The organism is Saccharothrix luteola, from assembly GCF_020859565.1.
In the GTDB taxonomy this organism is placed as follows: Bacteria; Actinomycetota; Actinomycetes; order Mycobacteriales; family Pseudonocardiaceae; genus Actinosynnema; species Actinosynnema luteola.
On record NZ_JAJHUO010000005.1, the window covers coordinates 312,564 to 335,660 of the forward strand.

The following is a 23,097-nucleotide window of genomic DNA, read 5'->3' on the forward strand; positions in this document are numbered from 1 at the left end:
GGCCTGATCGCACTCGACCGGCTGTCACCAGCCCAGAGAGGAGGCGATCATGGCGAAGCCCAGCAAGGTTTCGGCCGTCGCCGAGCTCACGGACAAGTTCCGTGGAAGCTCGGCCGCTGTCGTGACCGAGTACCGCGGCCTCTCCATGGCGCAGCTCACCACGCTGCGTCGCGCTCTCGGCGCGGGCACCACGTACACCGTTGCGAAGAACACGCTGGTCAAGCGTGCCGCTGAGGACGCCGGCGTCGAGGGCCTCGAGGCCCTGCTCGTCGGCCCGACCGCGATCGCCTTCGTCGAAGGCGAACCGGTCGACGCGGCCAAGGCCCTGCGTGACTTCGCGAAGGACAACAAGGCCCTGGTCATCAAGGGCGGCTACATGGATGGCCGTCCCCTCTCGGTCGAAGAGGTCACCGCGATCGCGGACCTCGAGACCCGTGAGGTGCTGCTCGCCAAGCTGGCGGGCGCGATGAAGGGCAACCTGGCGAAGGCCGCGGGTCTGTTCCAGGCCCCCGCTTCCCAGGTCGCTCGCCTGGCTGCTGCCCTCCAGGAGAAGAAGGCCGCGGAGGCGCCTGCCGCCGCCGAGTCCGACGCTCCGGCCGAAAGCTGATCACACCCAGACACTCCGCGTCCCGGCCGCAGTTCGGGCGTTGAAAGAAAGGACCGCCACCATGGCGAAGCTCAGCACCGACGAGCTGCTCGACGCGTTCAAGGAGATGACCCTCCTGGAGCTGTCGAAGTTCGTGAAGGACTTCGAGGAGACCTTCGAGGTCACCGCCGCCGCTCCGGTCGCCGTTGCCGCTGCCGGCCCGGCCGGCCCGGCCGCCGCCGAGGTCGAGGAGAAGGACGAGTTCACCGTCGTCCTCGAGGGCGCCGGCGACAAGAAGATCCAGGTCATCAAGGTCGTCCGCGAGGTCGTCTCGGGCCTGGGCCTGAAGGAGGCCAAGGAGCTGGTCGAGTCCGCTCCGAAGCCGCTGCTGGAGAACGTGGCGAAGGACGTCGCCGACGCCGCCAAGGAGAAGCTCGAGGCTGCCGGCGCCAAGATCTCGCTCAAGTGATCTAGCGCTACCGCTGCCGCGAAGGCGGGCACCCGAACCGGGTGCCCGCCTTCGTGCTGTATGCGGCCGGCGATCTTGACCACGTCCTCGGGAGTGGCCCACCATCTGGGGTCGGAGGGGTGGCGGGGATGACCCTGCTCACACCGTTACCCACCCGAGACCGCATTAACCCAACTGGTGAGTAACCACGACAGGGCGGTCTCGTTGCACCGGTATGACGCCGGCCTGTCCGGAGTCTGGCGAAGCCGGCCGCTGACCTGGAGGTGCGATGGGCGTCGAGGTGGTCGTCGAGGGCCTGACCAAGTCCTTCGGCAAGCAGACCATCTGGCGGGACGTCACGCTCACCCTCCCCCCGGGCGAGGTCAGCGTGATGCTCGGCCCGTCGGGCACGGGCAAGTCGGTCTTCCTGAAGTCCCTGGTCGGGCTGCTGAAACCGGAACAGGGCAAGATCGTCATCAACGGCGTCGACCTGGTCCGCTGCTCCGAGCACAAGCTCTACGAGATCCGGAAGCTGTTCGGCGTCCTCTTCCAGGACGGCGCGCTGTTCGGCTCGATGAACCTCTTCGACAACGTCGCCTTCCCGCTGCGCGAGCACACCCGCAAGACCGAGGCCGAGGTCCGGCGGATCGTGCTCGAGAAGATGGAGATGGTCGGCCTCGTCGGCGCGGAGAAGAAGCTCCCCGGCGAGATCTCCGGTGGCATGCGCAAGCGCGCCGGCCTCGCCCGCGCCCTGGTGCTGGACCCCGAGATCATCCTGTGCGACGAGCCGGACTCCGGCCTCGACCCGGTCCGCACGGCCTACCTCAGCCAGCTCCTCATCGACCTGAACTCGCAGATCGACGCGACGATCCTGATCGTCACGCACAACATCACCGTGGCCCGCACGGTCCCGGACAACCTCGGCATGCTGTTCCGCCGCGAGCTGGTCATGTTCGGTCCCCGCGAGGTACTGCTGACCAGCGACGAGCCGGTGGTCGAGCAGTTCCTCAACGGCCGCCGCATCGGCCCGATCGGCATGTCGGAGGAGAAGGACCAGGCGACGATGGCCGCCGAGCTGGCGCACCGCGAAGCGGGTCACTCGGACGGCTCGCCCGACGAGGACGTGCGCGGCGTGGTGCCGCAGCTGGAACCGACGCCCGGCCTGCCGCCGCGTGGCGCGGTGCGGCGGCGCAAGGACCGGGTGATGACCATCCTGCACACGCTGCCGCCCGAGGCGCAGCAGAGCATCATCGCCAGCCTCACGCCCGAGGAACAGCGCCACTACCGGGTGATGGCGGGCGCGGGCGACCGGACGGGTCCGATCGCCGTCGACCCGACCACCCCGAGCCCGTGGCCCCGCCAGGGGGGCGTGCTGTGAGCTCACCGGCCACGTTCCCCGGCGTCGGCGCGCTGCGCGAAACGGGGCGGATGTTCGCGCTGGGCGTGGACGTCGTGCGCAACACGTTCCGCCGCCCGTTCCAGCTGCGGGAGTTCATCCAGCAGTGCTGGTTCGTCGTGAGCGTGACCGTGCTGCCCACGGCGCTGGTGTCGATCCCGTTCGGCGCGGTCATCGCGTTGCAGATCGGCTCGCTGACCAGGCAGATCGGCGCGCAGTCGTTCACCGGCGCGGCGAGCGTGCTGGCGATCATCCAGCAGGCGAGCCCGATCGTGACGGCCCTGCTCATCGCCGGCGCGGGTGGCAGCGCGATCTGCGCCGACCTCGGCTCGCGCAAGATCCGCGAGGAGATCGACGCGATGGAGGTGCTCGGCGTCTCGCCGATCCACCGCCTGGTCGTGCCGCGCGTGCTGGCCGCGATGCTGGTGTCCGTCCTGCTCAACGGCATGGTCAGCGTGGTCGGCGTGATGGGCGGCTACTTCTTCAACGTGATCCTGCAGGACGGCACGCCCGGCGCGTACCTGGCGAGCTTCAGCGCCTTGGCGCAGCTGCCGGACCTGTGGATCTCCGAGATCAAGGCCCTGATCTTCGGGTTCATCGCGGGCATCGTGGCCGCCTACCGGGGCCTGAACCCGGCGGGCGGGCCGAAGGGCGTCGGCGACGCGGTCAACCAGGCCGTGGTCATCACGTTCCTGCTGCTGTTCTTCGTGAACTTCGTGCTGACCACGATCTACCTCCAGGTCGTCCCGGCGAAGGGGAGCTGAGGTGGCCGCGATCAACGACCGGTTCCGCAAGGTGGCGAACGCGCCGCTGTCCGTGCTGGACACGTTCGGCGACCAGCTGTGGTTCTACGTCCGAGCCCTGTGCTGGACGCCGCGCACGCTGACCCGCTACCTGCGCGAGACGCTGCGGCTGCTGGCCGAGGTGAGCTTCGGCTCGGGCGCGCTGGCCGTCATCGGCGGCACAATCGGCGTGATGGTGGGCCTGTCGGTGTTCACCGGCACGGTCGTCGGCCTGCAGGGCTTCACCGCGCTGAACCAGATCGGCACGTCGGCGTTCGCGGGCTTCGTGTCCGCGTACTTCAACACCCGCGAGATCGCGCCGCTGGTCGCGGGCCTGGCGCTGAGCGCGACCGTCGGCTCCGGCTTCACCGCGCAGCTGGGCGCGATGCGGATCTCCGAGGAGATCGACGCGCTGGAGGTCATGGGCATCCCCAGCCTGCCGTACCTGGTCACCACGCGGATCATCGCGGGCTTCATCGCGATCATCCCGCTGTACGTGATCGGCCTGCTCACCTCGTACCTGGCGGCCAGGTTCATCACGGTCGAGTTCTACGGGCAGTCGGCGGGCACGTACGACCACTACTTCAACCTGTTCCTACCACCGGTGGACGTGCTCTGGTCGTTCGGCAAGGTGCTCGTCTTCGCCGTGGTGATCATCCTGACGCACTGCTACTACGGCTACCGCGCCAGCGGCGGCCCGGCAGGCGTGGGCGTCGCGGTGGGCCGCGCGGTGCGCACGGCGATCGTCACGACGAGCCTGCTCGACTTCTTCCTGAGCATGGCGATCTGGGGCACCACGACGACGGTGAGGATCGCGGGATGACCGCCGACGTGTTCTTCTCAGCGGAGGCGGCGACATGCTGAAGCGGCGACTCCTGGGTGTCGTGTTCATCGCGGTCATCGCCCTCTTCCTCTCCGTCACGGTGGCGATGTACAACGACGCGTTCACCGAGGTCGTGAAGGTGACGCTGAAGACCGACCGGGTCGGCAACCAGCTGCTCGTCGACTCCGACGTCAAGGTCCGCGGCATGATCGTCGGCCAGGTGAAGGACATCCGGACCTCCGGTGACGGCGCCGAGCTCGAACTGGCGCTCGAACCGGAGCAGGTCAGGCACATCCCCGCCAACGTCTCCGCGCGCCTGCTGCCGAAGACCCTGTTCGGCGAGCGGTACGTGCACCTCGTGCTGCCCGACGAGCGCGAGGACCCGCTCACCGACGGCGCCGTCATCGAGCAGGACCGCTCCAGCAGCGCCATCGAGCTGGAACGCGTGCTCGACGACCTGATGCCGGTGCTCCAGGCCGTGCAGCCGGAGAAGCTCGCCACCACGCTGACCGCGATGTCGCAGGCGCTGGAGAACCGGGGCAAGCCCCTGGGCGAGACGCTCGTGCAGCTCGACGCCTACCTGGGCGAGTTCAACCCGCAGCTGCCCAAGCTCAAGGACGGCATCAGCCGCCTCGCCGACGTCTCGAACGTCTACGCCGACGCCGCGCCCGACCTGGTGCAGGCGCTGTCGGACGCCACCACCACCAGCCGCACGCTGGTCGAGCAGCGCGACAACCTGCTCGCCCTGTACGGCACGCTGACCACCACGTCGCTCGACCTGAACAGCTTCCTCGCCGTGAACAAGAACAACCTCATCCAGCTGGCCGACGTCAGCAGGCCGACGTTGGAGCTGCTGGCCAAGTACTCGCCCGAGTACCCGTGCCTGCTCAAGGGCCTGTCGGAGTTCAGACCGATCATGGACCAGGTGTTCGGCAAGGGCACGGACGAGCCCGGCCTGCACATCACGCTGGAGATCACCGCCAACCGCGGCAAGTACGAGCCGGGCAAGGACGACCCGGAGTACGCCGACAAGCGCGGCCCGCGCTGCTACGACATCGTGCCGCGGCCGGACCCGTTCCCGCAGTACCCGCCGGAGGGCCCGGTCAAGGACGGCTCGTCGTCGCCGCCTGCCGCGCGTTCGGCCACCGACGGCGTGCTGCCGCCGAACACCGGGACCATCCGGGAGGACGGCACGGTCGTGTCGTCGTTCGGCGGCGTGCCGTCGCTGGCGAACTCGCCGGAGGAGCAGGACTTCCTGGCCGCGCTGCTCGCGCCGCAGTTCGGGATGGAGAAGCGCGAGATGCCGAGCTTCACCGCGCTGCTGCTCGGACCCCTGTACCGGGGCGCGGAGGTGACGGCATGAGGTCCCTGGCCGCGCCGCTGATCAAGCTCGCCGTGTTCGCCGTGATCACGATCCTGGCGACCACGCTGCTCGCGGTGACCATCTCGAACGTCAACTTCAACGGCGCCACCGGCTACACCGCCCGGTTCACCGACGTCACCGCGCTCAACGAGGGCGACGACATCCGCATCGCGGGCGTCCGGGTCGGCCAGGTCGACGAGATCCGGGTGGTCGACCGGCGGCTGGCGGAGGTGGAGTTCTCGCTGGAGGGCGACCGCACGCTGCCCGCCTCGGTCACCGCGACGATCAAGTACCGCAACCTCGTCGGCCAGCGGTACATCTCGCTGGAGCACGGCGTCGGCGACGCGTCCGCGCTGGAGCCCGGCGACGTGATCCCGTTGGAGCGCACGAAGCCGGCGCTGGACCTGACCGTCCTGTTCAACGGCTTCAAGCCGCTGTTCCAGGCGCTGAACCCGGAGGACGTGAACCAGCTGTCCAGCGAGATCATCCAGGTGCTCCAGGGCGAGGGCGGCACGATCGACAGCCTGCTGCGCCACACCGCGTCGCTGACGTCCACGCTGGCGGGCCGCGACCAGGTGATCGGCGAGGTGATCACCAACCTCAACGCCGTGCTCGACACCGTGAACTCGCGGACCGAGCAGGTGTCGACGCTGGTCACGACGTTGCAGGAGCTGACGACGGGCCTGGCGGGCGACCGCCAGCCGATCGGTGACGCGATCAGCGCGATGGGCGAGCTCACCACGACGACGGCCGACCTGCTCAACCAGTCCCGGCAGCCGTTGAAGGACGACATCGCCAACCTCGGCCTGGTGTCGAAGACACTGGCGGACAACGAGGCGATCGTGGAGAGCGTGATCCGGCGCCTGCCGACCAAGATCGAGGCGATGTCGCGGACCGCGTCCTACGGGTCCTGGTTCAACTTCTTCCTGTGCGAGGGCACCGGGCAGGTCGCCGTGCCGCCGATCATCAACGACCCGATCCCGATCACGGCCCTGCCGGTCACGCAGCCGAGGTGCCGCCGATGAAGCCCCAGCGCAACCCGGTGACGGTCGGCGTGGTGAGCCTCACCGTGATCGCCCTCCTGCTGCTCGCCGCCTTCAACTCCGACGACCTGCCGATCATCGGCGGCGGCACCACGTACTCCGCCGAGTTCACCGAGGCCGCGGGCCTGATCCCGTCGAACGAGGTGCGGGTGGCCGGGGTCAAGGTCGGCAAGGTGACCAAGGTCGAGCTGGACGGCGACAAGGTGAAGGTGTCGTTCCGGGTGAAGGACGCCTGGGTCGGCGACCGCACGACCGCGGTGATCCGGATCAAGACGCTGCTCGGGCAGAAGTTCCTGGCGCTCGACCCGCAGGGCTCGCAGCCGCTGGACCCGGGCGAGCCGATCCCGCGCGAGCGCACGCTGTCGCCGTACGACGTGCAGGAGGCGTTCAACGGCCTGGCGTCCACGGTCGGCCAGATCGACACCCAGCAGCTCGCGGACAGCTTCCAGGTGCTCTCGGAGACGTTCCAGGGCTCGGCGGAGAGCGTGCGCGGCGCGTTGGACGGCCTGTCGGCGCTGTCGAAGACGATCTCCTCGCGCGACGAGCAGCTGGCCCAGCTGCTGGCCAACACCAACGAGATCACCAAGACCCTGTCCGACCGCAACGAGCAGTTCGAGAAGCTGCTCGCGGACGGCAACCTGCTGCTGGAGGAGCTGCGCAAGCGGCGGGACGCGATCGGGGCGCTGCTCAGGGGCACCCGCGAGCTGTCCAAGGAGCTGTCCGGCCTGGTCGCCGACAACTCCGCGCAGCTGCGGCCGGCGCTGGAGCAGCTGGAGCGGGTGACCACGATGTTGCAGCGCAACCAGGACTCGCTCGACCGCAGCCTGGCGCTGATGGGCCCGTTCTTCCGGGTCTTCGCCAACACCCTGGGCAACGGCCGCTGGTTCGACGTCTACATCTGCGGCCTGCTGCCGCCGTCGGTGAACCTCGGCGTGGTCGGCTTCAACGAAGAGGGCTGCCTCCCTCCCGGCGTGCAGAGGGGGAACTGACGTGGCGACCACGAGGACGGGCCGCGACCTGGTCCGCGCGGTGGCGATCGCGTGCGTGCTCGCGATCGTGGCCGCGGTGGCGATGTGGTGGGTGTTCGCGGGCGCGGACAGCCGCCGGGTGACCGCGCTGTTCGGCGCGGCCGTCGGCGTCTACCCGGGCTCGGACGTGCGGGTGCTCGGCGTGCGCGTCGGCACGATCGAGGAGGTCGAGCCGCAGGGCGCGCTGGTCAAGGTGGTGATGTCGCTCGACCGCGCGGTCAAGGTGCCCGCGGGCGCGCAGGCGGTCGTGGTCGCGCCCAGCGTGGTCAGCGACCGGTACGTGCAGCTCGCGCCCGCCTACACCGGCGGCGACGTGATGGGCGAGAACGCGACCATCCCGCGCGAGCGCACGGCCACCCCCGTCGAGCTGGACGAGCTGTACGCGAGCCTGGACAAGCTGACCACCGCGCTCGGCCCGAACGGGGCCAACAAGGACGGCGCGCTGTCGGAGCTGCTCGACTCGGCCGCGAACAACCTCCAGGGCAACGGGCAGGCGCTCGGCGACACCGTCAAGCAGCTCGGTGACGCCACCCGCACGTTGTCCGGCTCGAAGGACGACCTGTTCGGCACCGTGGACAACCTGCAGAAGTTCACCGGGATGCTGGCCGCGAACGACAGCCAGGTGCGCGACTTCAACCGGCAGCTGGCCGAGGTCGCCGGTTTCCTCGCCGACGAGCGGGAGAACCTGGGCGCCGCGCTCACCGAGCTGGCCACCGCGCTCGGCCAGGTGCAGGGCTTCATCCAGGACAACCGGGCCGTGCTCAAGTCGAACGTCGACAAGCTCGCCGGCATCACCCAGATCCTGGTCGACCAGCGCGCGTCGCTGGCTGAGGCGCTGGACGTCGGGCCGCTGGCGCTGAACAACCTGCAGAACGCCTACAACGCGGCCTCCGGCACGCTCGACACCAGGGCCGACCTGAACGAGCTGAGCCAGCCGCCGATCGTGCTGATCTGCAAGCTCGTCCAGGGCGTCGAGCCGGGCCGGGTGCCGGGCGTGCTCGCCGAGACGTGCCGCGGGCTGGAGCCGCTGCTCAGCGGCGCCGTGCCGTTGAAGACGCCCCAGGAGATCGCGACCGACCTCGCCCAGGGCAAGCTGCCGCTGCCCCTGCCGCTCGCGGGGGTGCCCCGGTGAGGCGGTTCGCGGTGCTCGTGGCGAGCGCGCTGGTGCTGACCGGCTGCGGCTCGGGTGGCTTCGACGGCGTGTACAACATGCCGCTGCCCGGCGGCGCGGACGTCGGCGACCGGCCGTACGAGGTGAAGGTCCGGTTCAAGGACGTGCTCGACCTGGTGCCGCAGGCCGGTGTGAAGGTCAACGACGTGCCGGTCGGCCGGGTCGACCGGATCGACCTCGGCGCGGACGGCTGGACCGCCGAGGTGACCGTGCTGGTCAACGGCGACGTGAAGCTGCCGGGCAACGCGGTCGCCCGGCTGCGCCAGTCCGCGCTGCTCGGCGAGAAGTACGTCGAGCTGGCCGGTCCCGCCGAGGGCCGCGAGGAGGGCACCCTGACCGGCGGCTCCGTCATCCCGGTCGAGCGGACCAACCGCAACCCCGAGGTCGAAGAGGTCTTCGGCGCGCTGTCGATGCTGCTCAACGGCGGTGGCATCGCCCAGCTCCAGGACATCAGCCGCGAGCTGAACGCCGCCCTGGAGGGCAACGAGCCGCAGATCAGGTCGCTGCTGGACAACCTGAACAAGCTGGTCGGGGACCTCGACGCGCACAAGGGCGAGATCACCCGCGCGTTGGACGGCCTCAACCGGCTCGGCGGCACGCTCAACGCCCAGCGCGACCAGATCACCGGCGTGCTGGACGGTTTGGAGCCGGGCCTGAAGGTGCTCAGCGAGCAGCGCACCCAGCTGGTCACGCTGCTGCAGTCGCTGGACGCGCTGTCCGACGTCGCGGTGGACACGGTGAACAAGTCCAAGGACGACCTCGTGGCCGACTTGAAGGCGTTGACGCCGACGCTGCAGAAGCTGGTCGAGTCGGGCACGAACCTGCCCAACGCCTTCGAGCTGCTGCTCACCTACCCGTTCCCGGACTCGGCGGTGGACGCCATCAAGGGCGACTACACGAACCTGTACGCCGACATCGACCTGAACCTGGGCACGATCGTGGACAACCTGGGCCGGTCGCGGCAGTCGCCGCTGCCGAGCCTGCCCGGGCTGCCGGGCGTCGACGGCAACGCGCCGTCCCTGCCGCTGCCCCTGCCGAACCTCCCGCTGCCCGGCGTGCCCGGCCAGTCGGGGCTCGGCGACCTGCTCGGCGGACTGCTCGGAGGTGGGCGGTGATCCCCGGTCGGACCAAGCTCCAGATCGGCGCGTTCGTGCTGATCGCGCTGGTCGGCGTGAGCTACGTCGGCGCGCGGTACGTCGGGCTCGGCCGCGTGTTCGGCGCGTCCGGGTACGTGGTGACGATGCAGGTCGCCGAGTCCGGCGGCGTGTTCACCAACGCCGAGGTGACCTACCGCGGCGTTGCCGTCGGCCGGGTGGGGCAGATGCGGCTGACCGCGGACGGGTTGGAGATCGACCTCGACATCGACCCGAGCGCGCCGTCGATCCCGTCCGACCTGGAGGCCGTGGTCGCCAACCGGTCCGCGGTGGGCGAGCAGTACGTCGACCTGCGCCCCCGCGGCGACGACGGGCCGTACCTGGCGGACGGGTCGGTCATCCCGCGGTCGGCCACCAGGACGCCGCCGCCGGTGGACACCCTGCTGACCAACCTCGACGCGTTCGCCAAATCGGTGCCGACCGAGTCGCTGCGGACCGTGGTGGACGAGCTGGACCTGGCGTTCAACGGCACCGGGCCGGACCTCCAGGTGCTGCTGGACAACACGAAGGTGTTCACCCAGGCGGCGACGGAGCACCTGCCGCAGACCAAGGCGTTGATCGACAGCGGGTTGGTCGTGCTGAACACGCAGGCCGCGCAGGGCGGCGCGATCAAGTCGTTCTCGGCGGACCTGCGGTCGCTCGCCGAGCAGCTGAAGAACTCCGACGGCGACCTCCGGCGGCTCATCGGCATCTCCCCGCAGGCCGCCGAGCAGGTGTCGGCGCTGCTGCGGGAGACCGGGCCCAACCTCGGCGTCGTGCTGGCCAACCTGCTGACCACGGGGAACATCCTGGTCACGAGGCTGGACGGGCTGGAGCAGATCGCCGTCACCTACCCGATCATCGTCGGCGGCGGCTTCACGGTGGCCAAGGGCGACAGCACGGGCGCGCACTTCGGGCTCGCCCTGAACGTGTTCGACCCGCCGCCGTGCACGGTCGGCTACGACAGCACCACGATCCGGCAGGGCACCGACACCACCCCGGCCGAGTTCAACACGCAGGCCTACTGCGCGTTGGCCCGCGGCAGCGCCACCGGGGTGCGGGGCGCCCAGAACGCGCCTTACGGTGGGGTCCCGGTCACGACGCCGACCGGTGACGAGACGTCGCAGCCCGGCCGGGAACCGACCACCGGCGAGACCGCCGCCGAGGCGCCGCTGCTGACCAGCCTGGGGCAGTTGCTCGGTCTGCCGGGCTGAGGAGAGGGACGGATGGACGTTCGACGTTTTGCGCTGCCGGTCGCGGCGGTGCTCGCGGTCCTGGCCGCCGGCTACGCGGTGTGGGCCGGGGTGTCGTGGTGGAGCGCGTCGTCCAGCGACTCGGTGGCGTTCTCGCGCGAGCGGGAAGAGGTGCTGCGGGTCGGGCAGGTCGGGATCGCGAACTTCACCACCCTCGACTACAAGAAGGTGGACGAGGACCTGGACCGGTGGCTGGACTCGTCCACCGGCGAGCTGCGCTCCGAGATCGAGGACGGCCGGGCCGACCGCAAGAAGCAGATCGAGGACGCCAAGACGGTGACCGTGAGCCGGGTGCTGGACGCGGCCGTCACCGAGCTCGACGCACGGGCCGGGAAGGCGCACCTCATCGCGGTCGTGGAGACCACGGTGACGCCGGAGGGCGGGCAGGCGGTGAAGAAGGTCAACCGGTACCAGACGGACCTGGCCCGCACCGACGCCGGTTGGAAGCTCAGCGCGCTGGGGCCGGTCGCGGCCGGCGGCGCGTGAACCGAGGAGATGACGTCAGTGCCACCGTCCCGCCGCCGCCCGGTCCCGACCACGCCGACCACCCGGCCCCGCGTCGCCGGCCTGCGCAAACGCCCCGAGCCGGGCGCCGCGCCCGGGACCGACGCCCCGGTGAACGGCGTCGACGCCGGGACGGCGCCGGCCGCGGACACGCGCCCCGGGCGTGAGGGCGCCGAACCGACCGCCGCCGAACCGACCGCCGCCGAGCCGACCGCGGACCGCGCCGACACCCTGCCCTCCGACCGCGACATCATGCGCCCGGCCGAGGTCACGGGCCTGATCGAGCCCCGCGAGGACGACGAGGACGACGAGGACACCGGGAACGGGACCGCCGAGCCCGCGCCGCGCCCACGCCCCACCGGCCGCCGCAGGCGCACCGGCGAGGCCGTCGCGCCCAGCGTCCTGACCGAGCCCGGCGCGGAGCCCTCGAAGTCCGAAGCCGACGCCTGGGCCGCCCGGCACAACGAGCCCGCGGACCGCTCGACCCGCCTCGGCGGGTCCGGCCGGGTGCTGCCGATCGCCCTGGTCGTGCTGGCCGCGCTCCTGGTCGGCCTCGGCCTGTGGTTCCAGGACCGGGCAGGCGAGGTCCGCTACAACCAGGCCCTGGTGGACAGCGCGGGCACGACCGAGGTCGCCGGCCAGGCGCGCGAGGCGGTCGAGAAGGCGTTCTCCTACAACTACGCGGACGTGTCGGCCACCGAGGAGGCCGCCAACGAGCTGCTCGTCGGCAAGGCCAAGTGCCAGTACAACGCGATCTTCGGCCCGGTGCGCACGCTCGCGCCCGAGCAGAAGCTCGTGGTCACCGTGAAGGCCGTGTCCAGCGGCGTGACCTCGCTCGACGGCGACCGCGCCACCGTGCTGCTGTTCCTCGACCAGGTCACCACCCGCACGACCGACAACCAGAGCGGCGGCGGCATCGCGATGATGCGGGTCGGCGCGCAGAAGGTCGACGGCCGGTGGAGGGTCGACAGCATGGAGATGTTCGGCCAGAGCGGCGACCAGGCGGCCGAAACCGCCAAGTGCTGACCGGGCGGCGGCCGGACGGCCTCGCCGGACGTCCACTCAGGACTGCGGACCCGATTTCATGCCTCAACACAACGTGATCTGGGTCACATTTGTTCGCCGGTGACCGAACGAAATCGCCACGGTCTTCCTTCGGGGTCTGAACGCCCGGTAAAGGTCATGGTTGCTCACGTCCATGTATTTTCGCAGGTCACAGCGGTAACTCCGCGTTATCGCGCCTTGCGCCAGTGGAGTGATCGCCGCGTGGCATCTTGACTGTGGGCGTCGGCGGGGTCACTCTGTCGGTGAGCACGAGAAAGGTCCTTCCAGGTGCCTCTCGACAGTTGCCGCGCGCGTGGCTAGACTGCTCCTTTGCGCTGCCCTCTTTCCGTTTGCCCTTCGCCGAGAGCTGGATTGCCGGGCATCGCCGCACCCTTGACAGCCGTGCCAGTTCCGCTGACTGGCCAGCTACCTGTCCCTGGAAGGACGCATCTTGGCGATCTCTCGCGCGACCAAGGCCACTGCTGCGACCAACTCCACGTCGGGGATTCCCGGAGCGCCGAAGCGAGTCTCTTTCGCGAAGATCCACGAACCGCTTCAGACGCCCAACCTGCTCGACCTGCAGATCCAGTCGTTCGAATGGCTCACCGGCGACGAGGCGTGGTTCCAGCGCCGCGTCGACGAAGGTGACGAGGCGCCGACGGGCGGCCTCGAGGAGGTCTTGAACGAGATCTCCCCGATCGAGGACTTCTCCGGCTCGATGTCGCTCTCCTTCTCCGACCCGCGCTTCGACGAGGTCAAGGCCTCGACCGAGGAGTGCAAGGACAAGGACATGACGTACGCCGCCCCGTTGTTCGTCACGGCGGAGTTCACCAACCACACCACTGGCGAGATCAAGAGCCAGACGGTGTTCATGGGTGACTTCCCGATGATGACCGACAAGGGCACGTTCATCATCAACGGCACCGAGCGGGTCGTGGTTTCCCAGCTCGTCCGCTCGCCGGGTGTCTACTACGACACCGCGATCGACAAGACGACCGACAAGGACGTCTTCAGCGTCAAGATCATCCCGTCCCGGGGTGCCTGGCTGGAGTTCGACGTGGACAAGCGCGACACCGTCGGTGTCCGCATCGACCGCAAGCGCCGCCAGCCGGTGACCGTGCTGCTGAAGGCGCTGGGTTGGACCACCGAGCAGATCCGCGAGCGCTTCTCGTTCAGCGAGACGCTGCTGACGACGCTGGAGAAGGACCACACCGCGGGTACCGACGAGGCGTTGCTCGACATCTACCGCAAGCTGCGTCCGGGCGAGCCGCCGACGAAGGAGTCCGCGCAGGCGCTGCTGGAGAACCTGTTCTTCAAGGACAAGCGCTACGACCTGGCGAAGGTCGGCCGGTACAAGATCAACAAGAAGCTGGGCCTGGCCACGCCGATCTCCACGGGCGTGCTGACCGAGGACGACATCGTCACGACGATCGAGTACCTGGTCCGCCTGCACGCTGGTGAGACGTCGATGCAGCCCGGCGACACCGAGGTGCCCGTCGAGGTCGACGACATCGACCACTTCGGCAACCGCCGCCTGCGCACCGTCGGCGAGCTGATCCAGAACCAGATCCGGGTCGGCCTCTCCCGCATGGAGCGCGTCGTCCGCGAGCGCATGACGACCCAGGACGTCGAGGCCATCACGCCGCAGACCCTGATCAACATCCGCCCGGTGGTGGCGGCGATCAAGGAGTTCTTCGGCACGTCCCAGCTGTCGCAGTTCATGGACCAGACGAACCCGCTCGCGGGCCTGACCCACAAGCGCCGCCTGTCGGCGCTGGGCCCGGGTGGTCTGTCCCGTGAGCGCGCCGGCATGGAGGTCCGCGACGTCCACCCGTCGCACTACGGCCGCATGTGCCCGATCGAGACGCCGGAAGGCCCGAACATCGGCCTGATCGGCTCGCTGTCCTCCTACGGGCGGGTCAACCCGTTCGGCTTCATCGAGACGCCGTACCGCAAGGTCGTCGACGGCCGGGTCACCGACCAGATCGACTACCTGACGGCCGACGAAGAGGACCGCTACGTCAAGGCGCAGGCGAACGCCAAGATCGACGACGAGGGCAACTTCCTCGAGGACAAGGTCCTGGTCCGCAAGAAGGGCGGCGAGGTCGAGCAGATCGACCCGGCCGACGTGGACTACATGGACGTCTCGCCGCGGCAGATGGTGTCGGCCGCGACCGCGATGATCCCGTTCCTCGAGCACGACGACGCGAACCGCGCCCTGATGGGCGCGAACATGCAGCGCCAGGCGGTGCCGCTGCTGCGCAGCGAGTCGCCGCTGGTCGGCACGGGCATGGAGCTGCGCGCCGCGGTCGACGCCGGTGACGTCGTGGTGGCCAAGAAGACCGGTGTGGTCGAGGAGATCTCCGCCGACTACGTCACGGTCATGGCCGACGACGGCTCGCGGCAGACCTACGGCCTGCACAAGTTCCGCCGGTCCAACCAGGGCACGTGCATCAACCAGAAGCCCATCGTGAACGAGGGCGACCGGGTGCACGAGGGCCAGGTGCTGGCCGACGGCCCGTGCACCGAGAACGGCGAGATGGCGCTGGGCAAGAACCTGCTCGTCGCGATCATGCCGTGGGAGGGCCACAACTACGAGGACGCGATCATCCTGTCGCAGCGCCTCGTGCAGGACGACGTCCTGACCTCGATCCACATCGAGGAGCACGAGATCGACGCGCGGGACACCAAGCTGGGCGCCGAGGAGATCACCCGGGACATCCCGAACGTCTCCGAGGAGGTCCTGGCCGACCTCGACGAGCGCGGCATCATCCGCATCGGCGCCGAGGTCCAGCCCGGCGACATCCTGGTCGGCAAGGTCACGCCCAAGGGCGAGACCGAGCTGACCCCGGAGGAGCGCCTGCTCCGCGCGATCTTCGGCGAGAAGGCGCGCGAGGTGCGCGACACGTCGCTGAAGGTGCCGCACGGCGAGTACGGCAAGGTCATCGGCATCCGCGTGTTCAGCCGCGAGGACGACGACGAGCTGCCCCCCGGCGTGAACGAGCTGGTCCGCGTCTACGTGGCCCAGAAGCGCAAGATCCAGGACGGTGACAAGCTCGCCGGCCGCCACGGCAACAAGGGCGTCATCGGCAAGATCCTCCCGGTCGAGGACATGCCGTTCCTCGAGGACGGCACCCCGGTCGACATCGTGCTGAACACGCACGGCGTGCCGCGTCGTATGAACATCGGCCAGGTGTTGGAGACCCACCTCGGGTGGATCGCCAAGCAGGGCTGGAGCATCAACGGCGACCCGGACTGGGCGAAGAACCTGCCGGCGGAGCTGTACGACGTCGAGCCCGGCACCAAGACCGCCACGCCCGTCTTCGACGGCGCCAAGGAGGACGAGATCACGGGCCTGCTCGGCTCGACGATCCCGAACCGCGACGGCGAGCGGATGGTCAAGGAGAACGGCAAGGCGGTGCTCCTCGACGGGCGCAGCGGCGAGCCGTACCCCTTCCCGGTGTCCGTCGGCTACATGTACATCCTGAAGCTGCTGCACCTGGTCGACGACAAGATCCACGCCCGCTCGACCGGCCCGTACTCGATGATCACGCAGCAGCCGCTGGGTGGTAAGGCGCAGTTCGGTGGTCAGCGGTTCGGTGAGATGGAGTGCTGGGCGATGCAGGCGTACGGCGCCGCGTACACGCTCCAGGAACTGCTCACGATCAAGTCCGACGACGTGCTCGGCCGCGTGAAGGTCTACGAGGCCATCGTCAAGGGCGAGAACATCCCGGAGCCGGGTATCCCGGAGTCCTTCAAGGTGCTGCTCAAGGAGCTCCAGTCGCTGTGCCTCAACGTCGAGGTGCTGTCCTCGGACGGCGCCGCGATCGAGATGCGCGACGGCGACGACGAAGACCTCGAACGCGCTGCGGCCAACCTCGGCATCAACCTGTCGAGGACCGAGTCGCCGTCCGTGGACGACGTCGTCAACTGACGCTCGCCGGTCACCCGGGGGGATGCCTCCCGCGTCCCCCCGGGGTGACCAAGCCACCAGCACCCCAAGCAGCACCGAACCAAAAAGGGGAAGAGAGTAGACGTGCTCGACGTCAACTTCTTCGATGAGCTTCGCATCGGTCTCGCGACCGCGGACGACATCCGCCAGTGGTCCTTCGGCGAGGTCAAGAAGCCCGAGACCATCAACTACCGCACGCTCAAGCCGGAGAAGGACGGCTTGTTCTGCGAGAAGATCTTCGGTCCCACCCGGGACTGGGAGTGCTACTGCGGCAAGTACAAGCGCGTCCGCTTCAAGGGCATCATCTGCGAGCGCTGCGGCGTCGAGGTGACCCGCGCCAAGGTGCGCCGTGAGCGGATGGGCCACATCGAACTGGCCGCGCCCGTCACGCACATCTGGTACTTCAAGGGCGTCCCCAGCCGGTTGGGCTACCTGCTCGACCTGGCGCCCAAGGACCTCGAGAAGATCATCTACTTCGCGGCCTACGTCATCGTGGGCGTGAACACCGAGCTGCGCCACAACGACCTGCCCACGCTCGAGAACGAGATGCAGGTCGAGCGCAAGCGGGTCGAGAACCGGCGTGACGCCGACGTCGAGGCCCGTGCGCAGAAGCTGGAAGCCGACCTGGCCGAGCTGGAGGCGGAGGGCGCCAAGTCCGACGTCCGCCGCAAGGTCAAGGAGGGCGGCGAGCGTGAGATGCGCCAGCTCCGCGACCGCGCCCAGCGCGAGCTGGACCGGCTCGACGAGATCTGGTCCACCTTCACCAAGCTCGAGCGCGCCCAGCTGATCGCGGACGAGCTGCTCTACCGCGAGCTGTACGACCGCTACGGCGACTACTTCACCGGCGCCATGGGCGCGGAGGCCATCCAGCGGCTCCTGGGTGACTACGACGTCGACGCCGAGGCCGACGTGCTGCGCGAGACCATCCGCAGCGGCAAGGGCCAGAAGAAGCTGCGCGCCCTGAAGCGGTTGAAGGTCGTGGCCGCCTTCCAGGCGACCCGCAACAACCCGCAGGGCATGGTGCTGGACTGCGTCCCGGTCATCCCGCCGGACCTGCGCCCGATGGTGCAGCTCGACGGTGGCCGCTTCGCCACGTCCGACCTGAACGACCTGTACCGCCGCGTCATCAACCGCAACAACCGCCTCAAGCGACTGATCGACCTCGGCGCGCCCGAGATCATCGTCAACAACGAGAAGCGGATGCTGCAGGAGGCCGTCGACGCGCTGTTCGACAACGGCCGCCGCGGCCGGCCGGTGACGGGTCCGGGCAACCGGCCGCTCAAGTCGCTGTCCGACCTGCTCAAGGGCAAGCAGGGCCGGTTCCGCCAGAACCTGCTCGGCAAGCGCGTCGACTACTCCGGCCGTTCGGTCATCGTGGTCGGCCCGCAGCTGAAGCTGCACCAGTGCGGCCTGCCCAAGCAGATGGCGCTCGAGCTGTTCAAGCCGTTCGTGATGAAGCGGCTGGTCGACCTCAACCACGCGCAGAACATCAAGTCCGCCAAGCGGATGGTGGAGCGCGCTCGCCCCGCCGTGTGGGACGTGCTGGAAGAGGTCATCACCGAGCACCCCGTGCTGCTGAACCGCGCGCCCACGCTGCACCGGCTGGGCATCCAGGCCTTCGAGCCGCAGCTGGTCGAGGGCAAGGCCATCCAGCTGCACCCGCTGGTCTGCGAGGCGTTCAACGCCGACTTCGACGGTGACCAGATGGCGGTCCACCTGCCGCTGTCCGCCGAGGCGCAGGCCGAGGCTCGCGTGCTGATGCTGTCGTCGAACAACATCCTCTCGCCCGCGTCGGGCAAGCCGCTGGCCATGCCGCGTCTGGACATGGTGACCGGCCTGTACCACCTGACCCGGCACAAGAAGGGTGACCTCGGCGAGGGCCAGGCCTACTCCTCGCCCGCCGAGGCGCTGATGGCGTTCGACCGCAAGGTCCTCGGCCTGCAGTCCATGGTCAAGATCCGGATCACGGACAAGAACCCGCCGAAGGGCCAGGAGCCCGAGGGCTGGGAGCCGGGTCAGGCGTGGCTGGCCGAGACCACCCTCGGTCGCGTGCTGTTCAACGAGGTCCTGCCGGCGGACTACCCGTTCATCAACGACGTCATGCCCAAGAAGCGGCAGGCGACGATCATCAACGACCTCGCCGAGCGGTACCCGATGGTCACCGTCGCCCGGACGCTGGACAAGCTGAAGGACGCCGGTTTCTACTGGGCCACCCGGTCGGGCGTCACGGTCGCGATCTCCGACGTGCTCGTGCCGGCTGCCAAGCAGGGCATCCTGGACGAGCACGAGAAGCTCGCGGACGCGGTCGAGAAGCGCTACCAGCGCGGTCAGCTCTCCCACACGGAGCGCAACAACGAGCTGGTCAAGGTGTGGACCAAGGCAACCGAAGAGGTCGCCGAGGTCATGGAGGCCAACTTCCCCGAGGACAACTCGATCCGCATGATCGTGATGTCGGGCGCGGCGGGCAACATGACCCAGGTCCGCTCGCTGGCCGGTATGCGCGGTCTGGTGACGAACCCGAAGGGCGAGTACATCCCGCGGCCGATCAAGAGCTCGTTCCGCGAGGGCTTGTCGGTGCTGGAGTACTTCATCGCCACGCACGGTGCCCGCAAGGGTCTGGCCGACACCGCGCTGCGCACCGCCGACTCGGGTTACCTGACCCGTCGTCTGGTGGACGTCTCGCAGGACGTCATCATCCGCGAGGTCGACTGCGGCACCACGCGCGGCGTGAACATGACGGTCGGCGAGCGGCTGGGCGACAAGGTCGTGCTGGCCGAGTTCGCGCAGACCAGCGTGTACGCGCGGACCATCGCCGAGGACATCACCGACGCCGGTGGCAACATCGTGCTCAACCGCGGTGACGACCTGGGCGACCCGGCGCTGGCGACGCTCGTCGAGGCGGGCGTGACCAGGGTCAAGGTCCGCTCGGTGCTGACCTGCGAGTCCGCGGTCGGCGTGTGCGCGTCGTGCTACGGCCGTTCGATGGCGACCGGCAAGCTGGTCGACGTCGGCGAGGCCGTCGGCATCGTCGCCGCGCAGTCCATCGGTGAGCCCGGCACGCAGCTGACCATGCGCACGTTCCACCAGGGTGGTGTGGCCGGTGACGACATCACCACCGGTCTGCCCCGTGTGCAGGAGCTGTTCGAGGCTCGCGTGCCGAAGGGCAAGGCGCCCATCGCGGACGTCGACGGCCGGGTGCGCATCGAGGACGGCGACCGGTTCTGGAAGATCACCCTCATCCCGGACGACGGGTCCGAGGAGATCCTCTTCGAGAAGCTGTCCAAGCGTCAGCGGCTCGCGAACACGGCCACCGGCCCGTTGCAGGACGGCGACCACGTCGGCGTCGGCCAGCAGCTGCTGGAGGGCACGCCCGACCCGCACGAGGTGCTGCGCGTGATGGGCCCGCGCGAGGCCCAGCTGCACCTCGTCGGCGAGGTCCAGAAGGTCTACCGGGCCCAGGGCGTGGCGATCCACGACAAGCACATCGAGGTCATCGTCCGGCAGATGCTGCGCCGGGTGACGATCATCGACTCGGGTGCGACCGAGTTCCTGCCGGGCTCGCTGGTCGAGCGCGCGGAGTTCGAGTCGGGCAACCGGGCCGTGGTGGCCGAGGGTGGCGAGCCCGCCGCCGGCCGTCCGGTGCTGATGGGCATCACGAAGGCGTCGCTGGCCACGGACTCGTGGCTGTCGGCGGCCTCCTTCCAGGAGACGACGAGGGTCTTGACGGACGCCGCCATCAACGGGCGTTCGGACAAGCTCATCGGCCTGAAGGAGAACGTGATCATCGGCAAGCTGATCCCGGCCGGCACCGGCATCAACCGGTACCGGAACATCCAGGTGCAGCCGACCGAGGAAGCGCGTGCGGCGGCGTACGCCATCCCGAGCTACGACGACGGCTACTACACGCCGGACGTCTTCGGCACGGGCACGGGCGCCGCGGTCCCGCTGGACGACTACGACTTCGGCCGCGACTACCGCTGAAGCAGCTAGTCCGCTGAAAGGCCCCCGGAGCCTCCCGCTCCGGGGGCCTTTCGCGCGTGTCGAACCTTCGCGTCCCGCGTGTCGAACCCTCAGGACCGGCGTGTCGAACGCTCGCGTCCCGCGTGTCGAACGCTCAGGTACCCCGAGTTCACCGCTCGAACACGTGGAGGGGTGCCGCACGGGCCTGCCGGGACGTCCTGAGCGTTGAACTCACGGGCCCTGAGCGTTCGACACACGGGGCCTGGAGGTTCGACACGCGGGGCCTGGAGGTTCGACACGCGGGACCTGAGCGTTCGACACGCGGGGAGGTCAGGTCGGGCGGCGGCGGGATTTGGCCAGGGAGCGGGCGCGGGCGACCAGGTCGTCGACCAGGTCCGCGTCCGCGACCGGGGGTGCGAGGTCCGAGCAGCACGGTGGCTTGGTGCGCTTCTCGGTCAGCTTCGGGCGGACGCCGGCCAACTCGTACAGCGTTTCGTAGAGGTCGCGGCCGGGGTCGTCGTCGTGCGGGCCGACGAGCAGGATCCACGCGGTGTGCGGGGCGGGGAAGGCGACGACCACGCGGTCGGTGCCGCGGAGGTGCTTCACGCAGAGGCGGGGCAGGGGCTCGGGCCCGGTGACGCGGTAGCCGAGCGCCAGGCAGCCGCTGTGGGCCAGTTCGTCCAGGAACCTGTCGTAGGCGACCCTGGCGGCGCCGCGCAGGCCGGCGGCCTGGACGGCCGCGACGGGCGTTTCGACGACGGTGATCAGCGAACTACGCGTCCTTCGCCGCGGTGCATCTGCTCCAGGCTGGTGACGAGGTCGTCGCGGTCGAGCAGCGCCGCGTCGCTCAACCGCCGGTGCACCTCGTCCAGCAACGCGCGGTTCTTGCCCGCCCGCCTCAAGTCCGACACGACGTGCAGCACCTCGTGCAGCCGCACGGCGTCCAACAGCATCCGGGGCTCCTGGCTGTGGATGGCGAGCACGCCCTCGCGCGCCCACGCCTTGACCGTCTTCTCGGTCAACTCCAGCAGCTCACCGGCCACCACCGGTCGCACCGGCGGGGCCTTGCGCAGGGCCTTCGCCACCACGCCGTGCAGCTTGCGCCGCCGCTCGTCGTCCTCCGACAAGCTCGACGCGACCTCTTCGATCTCCTCGATCTGGTCGAACAGGTCGCGGATCTGCGCAGCCTCCGTGGCGACGGACATGACGGGACCTCCTCGGGTCACTACCGATTATCACCCGGATTTTCGGTAGTGACAACGGTGGCCCCGCACCACCCGGCGCGGGGCCACCCACCACGAAGATCAGGACGAGAAGAACAACCCGCCCAGGCCGCGGTGCTTGCGGTGGCCGTGGTGGCCGTAACCGGGCGCGGCGCCCCAACCCGGCTGCACGGGCTGCTGGACGTAGTGCACCTGCGCGGGCGGCGGCGCGACGGGCGGCGGGGGAGCCATCTGCTGCTCGAGCCGGGTGATGGCCTCCAGCTCGCCGTAGTCGAGGAAGACCCCGCGGCAGCCATCACACTGCTCGATGTGCACGCCCATGCGGTCGAAGGTGCGCATGTTCGCATGACACTTGGGACACTGCATCGTGTGAGCCTCCTGCTCTTGACGCGATGGTCCCGATATTAGCCGCGCCGAATGGGTTCGTGTGTCGACACGATCCGCGCGCACGTCTCGATCAGCGCTTCCTGGGCGTCGTTCAACTCCGTTCCGTCGCGCTCCGCAGCGGAGAGGGCACGGGCCGCCATCTGCACGACCAGAGCGCGCGCGGGCGCGTCGAGCACCGACCACGGGTCGTCGGGCGGCACGCCGACGCCACCCGCGTCCAGGTACGACCCGAGCAGCCGACCCCACGCGTCCGGGTCGAGCACCCCCGCCGCGTGCAACGCGGCCGGCCGCGCCAGGTCCCACGCCGGGTCACCGATCCCGAGGTCGTCCACGTCGATGAGCCGGTACCCATCCCGCCACACCAGTTGGCCGAGGTGCCAGTCGCCGTGGATGAGCGTGACGCCGCCGTCGCCGAACTCCGGCAACGTCGCGAACGCCCGCCGCACCAGGTCGGCCGCCGGGGTGTCGAGGGTCAGGTCGCGCACCGCCCGTTCCATCCGGGGCCGGGCGCCGGCCAGGGGCACGGGCGGCGCGAAGTCCGCCGCGGTGAACCGGTGCAACGCGGCCAGCATCCGCCCCGCCGCCTCCATGGGCAGGTCCTCGGGCTCGCTCTGCGGCACCGGCGTGCCCATGGGCCAGGCCGTCACGGCCCGTCCCAGCACCACCGCGGGCGCCGAGCGCGGCGCGAGCAGGAGCCCGTCCAGCCGCGGGTCGGCGGCCAGCCGCAGCCGCGCGGTGAGCACGGCCAGGTCCGTGCCCTGTTCATGGGCCTTGAGCACCACGTCCGAGACCCGGACCACCACGACGTCGCCACGCACCGCGAGCACCTCGGGCGAGGCGTCGGCCGCCACGAGCGCGGCCATGCCCGCGATGAGTTCGGAGTTCACCCGACCAGTGTGACCGGCGCCCGGTCCGGCTCCGGCCGTGGGGGGGGGGGGGGGGGGGCCCCCCCCCCCCGCGGCGCGGGGGGGGGGGGGGGGGCGGGGCGGGGCCGGGGGCCC

19 protein-coding genes are annotated in these 23,097 nt (G+C 69.7%); 15 read left to right on the forward strand and 4 right to left on the reverse strand.

Annotation, left to right across the window (positions count from 1 at the left end):
- Positions 1 to 49 precede the first annotated feature (49 nt).
- The 15 genes from rplJ (at position 50) to LNK82_RS09030 (ending at position 20,507) form a co-directional block, all read left to right on the forward strand.
- A complete protein-coding gene (gene rplJ, locus LNK82_RS08960; RefSeq protein ID WP_230566465.1) occupies positions 50 to 607 on the forward strand; it encodes a 50S ribosomal protein L10 in 558 nt (185 codons plus the stop codon).
- Positions 608 to 668: 61 nt separating this feature from the next.
- Positions 669 to 1,055 carry a 50S ribosomal protein L7/L12 gene (gene rplL, locus LNK82_RS08965; protein ID WP_230566466.1) on the forward strand — a complete coding sequence of 129 codons (387 nt, stop codon included), beginning with the start codon at positions 669 to 671 and terminating at the stop codon, positions 1,053 to 1,055.
- 268 nt (positions 1,056 to 1,323) lie between these two features.
- Positions 1,324 to 2,412 (forward strand): ABC transporter ATP-binding protein, encoded by a 1,089-nt coding sequence (locus tag LNK82_RS08970; RefSeq protein ID WP_230566467.1) that lies wholly within the window; start codon positions 1,324 to 1,326, stop codon positions 2,410 to 2,412.
- 50 nt (positions 2,413 to 2,462) lie between these two features.
- A complete protein-coding gene (locus LNK82_RS08975; protein ID WP_230566541.1) occupies positions 2,463 to 3,194 on the forward strand; it encodes an MlaE family ABC transporter permease in 732 nt (243 codons plus the stop codon).
- Position 3,195: 1 nt separating this feature from the next.
- Positions 3,196 to 4,035, forward strand: coding sequence for an MlaE family ABC transporter permease (locus tag LNK82_RS08980; protein WP_230566468.1), 840 nt, complete (start codon positions 3,196 to 3,198; stop codon positions 4,033 to 4,035).
- Between the two features lie 34 nt (positions 4,036 to 4,069).
- Positions 4,070 to 5,398 (forward strand): MCE family protein, encoded by a 1,329-nt coding sequence (locus tag LNK82_RS08985; RefSeq protein WP_230566469.1) that lies wholly within the window; start codon positions 4,070 to 4,072, stop codon positions 5,396 to 5,398.
- Positions 5,395 to 6,423, forward strand: coding sequence for an MCE family protein (locus tag LNK82_RS08990; RefSeq protein WP_230566470.1), 1,029 nt, complete (start codon positions 5,395 to 5,397; stop codon positions 6,421 to 6,423). Before LNK82_RS08985 ends, LNK82_RS08990 begins: the two co-directional genes overlap by 4 nt.
- Positions 6,420 to 7,430 carry an MCE family protein gene (locus tag LNK82_RS08995; RefSeq protein WP_230566471.1) on the forward strand — a complete coding sequence of 337 codons (1,011 nt, stop codon included), beginning with the start codon at positions 6,420 to 6,422 and terminating at the stop codon, positions 7,428 to 7,430. The genes LNK82_RS08990 and LNK82_RS08995 overlap by 4 nt, the downstream gene beginning before the upstream one ends.
- A 1-nt stretch (position 7,431) precedes the next feature.
- Positions 7,432 to 8,601 (forward strand): MCE family protein, encoded by a 1,170-nt coding sequence (locus LNK82_RS09000; protein WP_230566472.1) that lies wholly within the window; start codon positions 7,432 to 7,434, stop codon positions 8,599 to 8,601.
- Positions 8,598 to 9,755, forward strand: a complete 1,158-nt coding sequence (locus LNK82_RS09005) for an MCE family protein (RefSeq protein WP_230566473.1) — start codon at positions 8,598 to 8,600, stop codon at positions 9,753 to 9,755. Before LNK82_RS09000 ends, LNK82_RS09005 begins: the two co-directional genes overlap by 4 nt.
- The gene (locus LNK82_RS09010; RefSeq protein WP_230566474.1) at positions 9,752 to 10,987 is read left to right on the forward strand and encodes an MCE family protein; all 1,236 of its coding nucleotides are present in this window, start codon (positions 9,752 to 9,754) and stop codon (positions 10,985 to 10,987) included. Before LNK82_RS09005 ends, LNK82_RS09010 begins: the two co-directional genes overlap by 4 nt.
- Before the next feature lie 12 nt (positions 10,988 to 10,999).
- Positions 11,000 to 11,512 (forward strand): Rv1363c family protein, encoded by a 513-nt coding sequence (locus LNK82_RS09015; RefSeq protein WP_230566475.1) that lies wholly within the window; start codon positions 11,000 to 11,002, stop codon positions 11,510 to 11,512.
- Positions 11,513 to 11,521: 9 nt separating this feature from the next.
- Complete coding sequence (locus LNK82_RS09020; RefSeq protein WP_230566476.1) at positions 11,522 to 12,556, forward strand: hypothetical protein; 1,035 nt, start codon at positions 11,522 to 11,524, stop codon at positions 12,554 to 12,556.
- Between the two features lie 469 nt (positions 12,557 to 13,025).
- On the forward strand, positions 13,026 to 16,508 hold the full coding sequence (rpoB, locus tag LNK82_RS09025) for a DNA-directed RNA polymerase subunit beta (protein WP_230566477.1): 3,483 nt from the start codon (positions 13,026 to 13,028) through the stop codon (positions 16,506 to 16,508).
- A 102-nt stretch (positions 16,509 to 16,610) separates the two neighbouring features.
- Complete coding sequence (locus LNK82_RS09030; protein WP_230566478.1) at positions 16,611 to 20,507, forward strand: DNA-directed RNA polymerase subunit beta'; 3,897 nt, start codon at positions 16,611 to 16,613, stop codon at positions 20,505 to 20,507.
- A gap of 309 nt (positions 20,508 to 20,816) precedes the next feature.
- On the opposite strand, the gene LNK82_RS09035 is transcribed toward LNK82_RS09030, so the two are convergent.
- The 4 genes from LNK82_RS09035 to LNK82_RS09050 all read right to left on the reverse strand — a co-directional run bounded on the left by LNK82_RS09035 (position 20,817) and on the right by LNK82_RS09050 (position 22,983).
- Positions 20,817 to 21,092 (reverse strand): hypothetical protein, encoded by a 276-nt coding sequence (locus LNK82_RS09035; protein ID WP_230566479.1) that lies wholly within the window; start codon positions 21,090 to 21,092, stop codon positions 20,817 to 20,819.
- Positions 21,093 to 21,250: 158 nt separating this feature from the next.
- Positions 21,251 to 21,691 (reverse strand): hypothetical protein, encoded by a 441-nt coding sequence (locus LNK82_RS09040; RefSeq protein WP_230566480.1) that lies wholly within the window; start codon positions 21,689 to 21,691, stop codon positions 21,251 to 21,253.
- A 99-nt stretch (positions 21,692 to 21,790) separates the two neighbouring features.
- Positions 21,791 to 22,075 (reverse strand): TFIIB-type zinc ribbon-containing protein, encoded by a 285-nt coding sequence (locus tag LNK82_RS09045; RefSeq protein WP_268995990.1) that lies wholly within the window; start codon positions 22,073 to 22,075, stop codon positions 21,791 to 21,793.
- 38 nt (positions 22,076 to 22,113) lie between these two features.
- Positions 22,114 to 22,983: a phosphotransferase gene (locus LNK82_RS09050; RefSeq protein WP_230566482.1), complete on the reverse strand. Its 870-nt coding sequence runs from the start codon at positions 22,981 to 22,983 to the stop codon at positions 22,114 to 22,116.
- Positions 22,984 to 23,097 lie beyond the last annotated feature (114 nt).

What these genes read in the sequence shown, in the direction of transcription:
- rplJ (WP_230566465.1), top strand. Translation starts at nt 50, where the DNA reads ATGGCGAAGCCCAGCAAGGTTTCGGCCGTCGCCGAGCTCACGGACAAG.
- rplL (WP_230566466.1), top strand. Translation starts at nt 669, where the DNA reads ATGGCGAAGCTCAGCACCGACGAGCTGCTCGACGCGTTCAAGGAGATG.
- LNK82_RS08970 (WP_230566467.1), top strand. Translation starts at nt 1,324, where the DNA reads ATGGGCGTCGAGGTGGTCGTCGAGGGCCTGACCAAGTCCTTCGGCAAG.
- LNK82_RS08975 (WP_230566541.1), top strand. Translation starts at nt 2,463, where the DNA reads ATGTTCGCGCTGGGCGTGGACGTCGTGCGCAACACGTTCCGCCGCCCG.
- LNK82_RS08985 (WP_230566469.1), top strand. Translation starts at nt 4,070, where the DNA reads ATGCTGAAGCGGCGACTCCTGGGTGTCGTGTTCATCGCGGTCATCGCC.
- LNK82_RS08990 (WP_230566470.1), top strand. Translation starts at nt 5,395, where the DNA reads ATGAGGTCCCTGGCCGCGCCGCTGATCAAGCTCGCCGTGTTCGCCGTG.
- LNK82_RS08995 (WP_230566471.1), top strand. Translation starts at nt 6,420, where the DNA reads ATGAAGCCCCAGCGCAACCCGGTGACGGTCGGCGTGGTGAGCCTCACC.
- LNK82_RS09015 (WP_230566475.1), top strand. Translation starts at nt 11,000, where the DNA reads ATGGACGTTCGACGTTTTGCGCTGCCGGTCGCGGCGGTGCTCGCGGTC.
- LNK82_RS09020 (WP_230566476.1), top strand. Translation starts at nt 11,522, where the DNA reads ATGACGTCAGTGCCACCGTCCCGCCGCCGCCCGGTCCCGACCACGCCG.
- LNK82_RS09040 (WP_230566480.1), bottom strand. Translation starts at nt 21,691, where the DNA reads ATGTCCGTCGCCACGGAGGCTGCGCAGATCCGCGACCTGTTCGACCAG.
- LNK82_RS09045 (WP_268995990.1), bottom strand. Translation starts at nt 22,075, where the DNA reads ATGCAGTGTCCCAAGTGTCATGCGAACATGCGCACCTTCGACCGCATG.